The sequence below is a fragment of the Micromonospora sp. 4G55 genome, assembly GCF_016803375.1.
In genome coordinates this window covers 1-4,047 of record NZ_JAEVHN010000556.1, presented here as the reverse complement: position 1 = coordinate 4,047, position 4,047 = coordinate 1, and the positions used below count along the sequence as shown (strand labels likewise).

Here is a 4,047-nt window from a genome sequence, read left to right as displayed (position 1 = left end):
GGGGCGACCACGAGCTGCTGCGCCGCGCCCGGCGGGTGGCCGGTGCGGGCTCGCCGACCAACTGGACGGCGTGGAGCACGTCGCACCATCTGGCGCACGTGCTGGCCACACTGACCCGGCCGGCCCGGGATCAGCGCCCCGGCCCGTGGCGCGGCGCGGCGGAGGAACGTGGCCGTTCCAGCCGGCCGCACCGGGGCGGCGAGGCGCGCCGGGCCGGCTGAGTCACTCCTTCTCGGTGAAGCCGAACTGCACGACGCCCTCGTCGTCGACGACGGCGTCGACCGAGGTGTCTTCGAGCAGCTCGGCCGCGTCCGGGTCGAGGAAGATGCGGGCGCCCTGGTTGTCGACCACCTTGTCGCCCTGCGCCGGCTCCGGCACCAGCTCGATGGTGAGCGAGCCGGCGTCGGTGTCCGCGGCGATGCGCAGCCCGCCATCCTGGGCGACGTCCTGCTGGAGGGCGAGGTCGCGGATGACCATCACGGCGTTGTCGGTCATGGTGAGCATGGCGGAACTCCTCATGGGTTCTCGGAAGCGGGACGTCGCGCGGAATTGCGAAGCGCGCACCTGATGGCGAACCGGTCGTCGCCCGGCGAATCGGGGCGCATCGCGCGACCCCCTCACCCCCACCGTGCCCCCTGGACGGGCGTCCGTCAAATAGAGCGCGCTCTGTGGGAGCGTCCCCGCGCTGCGGCGTTTCCGCTCCTCAGCGCCGCTGTCGCCGTACGCTGGGACCGAGGTGGCCGGGGCCGGTCAGCCGCCGCCCCGCCGCACCCGGACCGAGATCCGGAAAAAACTTTCGGCGGGGAGTCTTGCCTGGCGGAAATCTCCATGACAGCGTCGACCCATGCATCGTCGTCTCTTTACCCGGAGTCTGGCGCTGGCGACGCTCGCCGCCACCGTGGCCGCTGCCGGCGCCCTCCCCGCCACCGCCGAGTCGCCGACCCCGGCGGCCACCCGGCTGCACGCCACCATCGACGCGATCCTCGCCGACGCCCGGCTCACCGGGGCGCAGGCGGGCGTGGTCGTGGTGGACACCGCCACCGGGCAGACCCTGTACGACCGCAACGGTGACCGCCGGCTGATCCCCGCCTCCAACACCAAGTTGCTCACCTCGACCGCGGCGCTGGAACTGCTCGGCCCGGGGCACCGGTTCACCACCGACGTGCACAGCACGGGGCAGCGCCGGGCCGGACTGGTTTCCGGCGACCTCTACCTGCGCGGCGGCGGCGACCCGACGATGCTCGCCGCCGACTACGACGCGCTCGCCGCCGAGGTGGCCGCGGACGGCGTACGGGTGGTGACCGGCAACCTGGTCGCCGACGACACCCGCTACGACCGCACCCGGCTCGGTCCGGACTGGACGTGGGACGACGAGTCGTACTACTACGCGGCGCAGGTCTCGGCGCTGACCGTCGCCCCGGACACCGATTACGACGCCGGCAACGTGATCGTGCACGCCGCCCCGGCCGCGAGCGCGGGCGCCCCGCCGACGGTCACCATGACGCCGCCTAACGGCTACGTGCGGATCGACAACCGGGCCGAGACGGTCGCCGAGGGCGAGACCACGATCAGCTTCGAACGGGAGCACGGCACCAACACCGTGGTGGTCACCGGCCAGATCGCCGTCGGCGACGCGCCGGCCAGCGACTGGATGACCGTCTGGGAGCCGACCGGGTACGCCGCCGACGTCTTCCGGGCCGCGCTGCGCCGCCACGGCGTGCGGGTGCTCGGGCGTACCGTGCTCGGCCGGGCCACCCCGGACGACGCGGCACCGGTGGCCCGGCACGACTCGATGACCCTGGCCGAGCTGATGGTGCCGTTCCTGAAGCTGTCCAACAACGGGCACGCCGAGGTGCTCACCAAGGAGATCGGGCGGGTCATCTCCGGCTCGGGCACCTGGTCGGCGGGGCTGACCGCGATCAGCGAGTACGTCGCCGACACCGGCATGGACACCGGCACCCTGCGCCAGCGCGACGGCTCCGGGCTGTCCCGGCGCAACCTCATCCCGCCGGCCGAGTTCGTCGCCCTGCTCGCCGCGGTCCGCGCCGAGCCCTGGTTCGCCGACTGGTACGCCGCCCTGCCGATCGCCGGCAACGCCGACCGTTTCGTCGGCGGGACGCTGCGCAGCCGGATGCGCAACACGCCGGCGGCGAACAACGTGCACGCCAAGACCGGCAGCCTGACCGGGGTCTCCGGCCTCTCCGGCTACGTCACCGACGCCGACGGCCGGGTGCTGGCCTTCTCCGTGGTGCTCAACAACTACCTGGCCTCGTCGGTGAAGGGGCTGGAGGACCAGATCGCCATCGCGCTGGCGTCGTACACCGAGAAGAGCGTGAGCACCGCGCGGGTGGCGCCGCCGGTGGCGCCCGACGCGCCGCGCGCGCCCGAGGGGCTGGAGTGCTCCTGGGTGAAGCCGATCGCCTGCTGAGAGCGGGTGCGGGGCCCCGCCGGGAACGGGGCCCCGCACCACCCGCGTCAGCCGGCTGCGGCGGCCTCGCGCAGTCGGGCGGCGGTGCGGCGCGGGTCGTAGTCCGACCCGACCCCCTGGACGATCAGCGTCGAGCCCTCGATGTGCCGGGTGCGCAGCGGCAGGATCTCCTGGTACGCCGGCGACCGGTACCAGGCCCGGGCCCGCTCGACGTCCGGGAACTCGACGATCACCACCGTCCCGGGCCAGTCCCCCTCGAGCACCTCCACCTCGGCGCCGTGCACCCGGAACCGGCCCTGGTACGGGTCGAGAGTGGACTGGATCTTCTCGATGTACTCGAGGACGTCCTCGTTGATCTGCGGCGTGCGCAGGTGGGCCAGCGCGAAGGCGGGCATCGTCCCTCCCCGTGGGATCGGCCCGTGTCGCCGGGCCACTGGGGACGATTCTGCGCCGGTCACCCTGACCCGTCGATTACCTCGCGGGTAAGAGGCTGTTGGGTTCCGCGACAACCCCTTCAGGGGTCAGACCCGCTCCAGCACCACCACCGGGATCTCCCGGTCGGTCCTGGTCTGGTAGTCGTCGTACGCCGGCCAGATGCCGGTCATCGTCCGCCACATCCGGGGCTTTTCCTCGGGCCCGGCGGCCCGCGCCCGCGCCGTGAACGTCTCCGCGCCCACCTGCACCTCGGCCTCGGGATCGGCGAGCAGGTTCAGGTACCAGGCCGGATGCTGCGGCGCGCCGCCCTGCGAGGCCACGACCAGGTAGTCGTCGCCGTCGCGGCCGTAGATCAGCGCGGTCCGGCGCAGCTTGCCGCTGCGGCGGCCACGGGTGGTCAGCAGCAGGGTGAAGACGCCCGGCCGCCACTCGTGCCCCTGCTCGCCGCCGGTCTCGACGTACCGTCGGATGTGGTCGGCCACCCAGCCCTCGGGGCTGTCCAGCACCTGCTCGCTCGCCGTCACGGCCCGCCTCCCGCGCCTCGTCGCCGTCGTCGCGCCCACGCTACTCCGGCCCGCCGCGCAGAGCCGGCGAACCGGGTCAGCGCAGGGCGACCGCGCGCAGGGCGACGTTGCCGCAGTCGTTGAAGGTCTCCTCGGTGTTCCAGGAGATCAGCAGCTTCTGCCCCGCGGCGACCCGGAACCGGACGACGAACTGGGCGCTGTGGTTGGTGTGCGGGTCCTCCAGGCGCAGGGTGCTGGTCGGGCCGCCGGTGGAGAGCCGCACGTCGAGCCGGCCGCGGGCCATCCAGAGCCCGGCGAAGAGGTGCACGGTGCGCAGCTCGCCGCTGCCGAGCACGGCGAGGCGGAAGCCGTTGCCGACGTCGCAGGTGTGGATGCCGGTCGAGGTGCCACCCTCGCCCTGCACCGGGGCGCCGTCGCGCCAGCCGAACAGCTCCGGGTCGGTGTCGTAGCTGCTCCGCGCGCCCGGCCCGCCCTCGTCGCGGATCTCGCCCGAGCCCCCGCGCTTGCGGACCACGGAGTCCGGGCCGCGCAGTCCCCAGTGCACCCAGTCCCGGGTGCCGAGGTGGGTCAGGTCCACCATGGCCGGCACGTCGGCCCGGGACACGCTGAGCAGCGGCGTCGTCGGCTGCGGCGCCGGCGTCGGGGTCAGCGAGGGCGACG

5 protein-coding genes and 1 pseudogene are annotated in these 4,047 nt (G+C 73.7%); 2 read left to right on the top strand and 4 right to left on the bottom strand.

Annotation, left to right across the window (positions count from 1 at the left end; translation table 11 throughout):
• Positions 1–221 (top strand): annotated as a pseudogene (locus JNW89_RS29680) (beta family protein); the annotation flags it as partial.
• A gap of 1 nt (position 222) precedes the next feature.
• Here JNW89_RS29680 and JNW89_RS29675 read toward each other — a convergent pair.
• The gene (locus tag JNW89_RS29675; RefSeq protein WP_238451605.1) at positions 223–504 is read right to left on the bottom strand and encodes an iron-sulfur cluster assembly accessory protein; all 282 of its coding nucleotides are present in this window, start codon (positions 502–504) and stop codon (positions 223–225) included.
• A gap of 340 nt (positions 505–844) precedes the next feature.
• On the opposite strand from JNW89_RS29675, the gene dacB reads away from it, so the two are divergent.
• Complete coding sequence (gene dacB / locus JNW89_RS29670; RefSeq protein ID WP_238451604.1) at positions 845–2,428, top strand: D-alanyl-D-alanine carboxypeptidase/D-alanyl-D-alanine-endopeptidase; 1,584 nt, start codon at positions 845–847, stop codon at positions 2,426–2,428.
• 47 nt (positions 2,429–2,475) lie between these two features.
• On the opposite strand, the gene JNW89_RS29665 is transcribed toward dacB, so the two are convergent.
• The 3 genes from JNW89_RS29665 to JNW89_RS29655 all read right to left on the bottom strand — a co-directional run.
• Complete coding sequence (locus JNW89_RS29665) at positions 2,476–2,823, bottom strand: DUF1330 domain-containing protein (RefSeq protein ID WP_238451603.1); 348 nt, start codon at positions 2,821–2,823, stop codon at positions 2,476–2,478.
• 126 nt (positions 2,824–2,949) lie between these two features.
• The gene (locus tag JNW89_RS29660) at positions 2,950–3,387 is read right to left on the bottom strand and encodes a nitroreductase family deazaflavin-dependent oxidoreductase (RefSeq protein WP_238451602.1); all 438 of its coding nucleotides are present in this window, start codon (positions 3,385–3,387) and stop codon (positions 2,950–2,952) included.
• 76 nt (positions 3,388–3,463) lie between these two features.
• Positions 3,464–4,047: hypothetical protein (locus JNW89_RS29655; RefSeq protein ID WP_238451601.1), on the bottom strand; the 584-nt coding region annotated here is incomplete at its 5' end.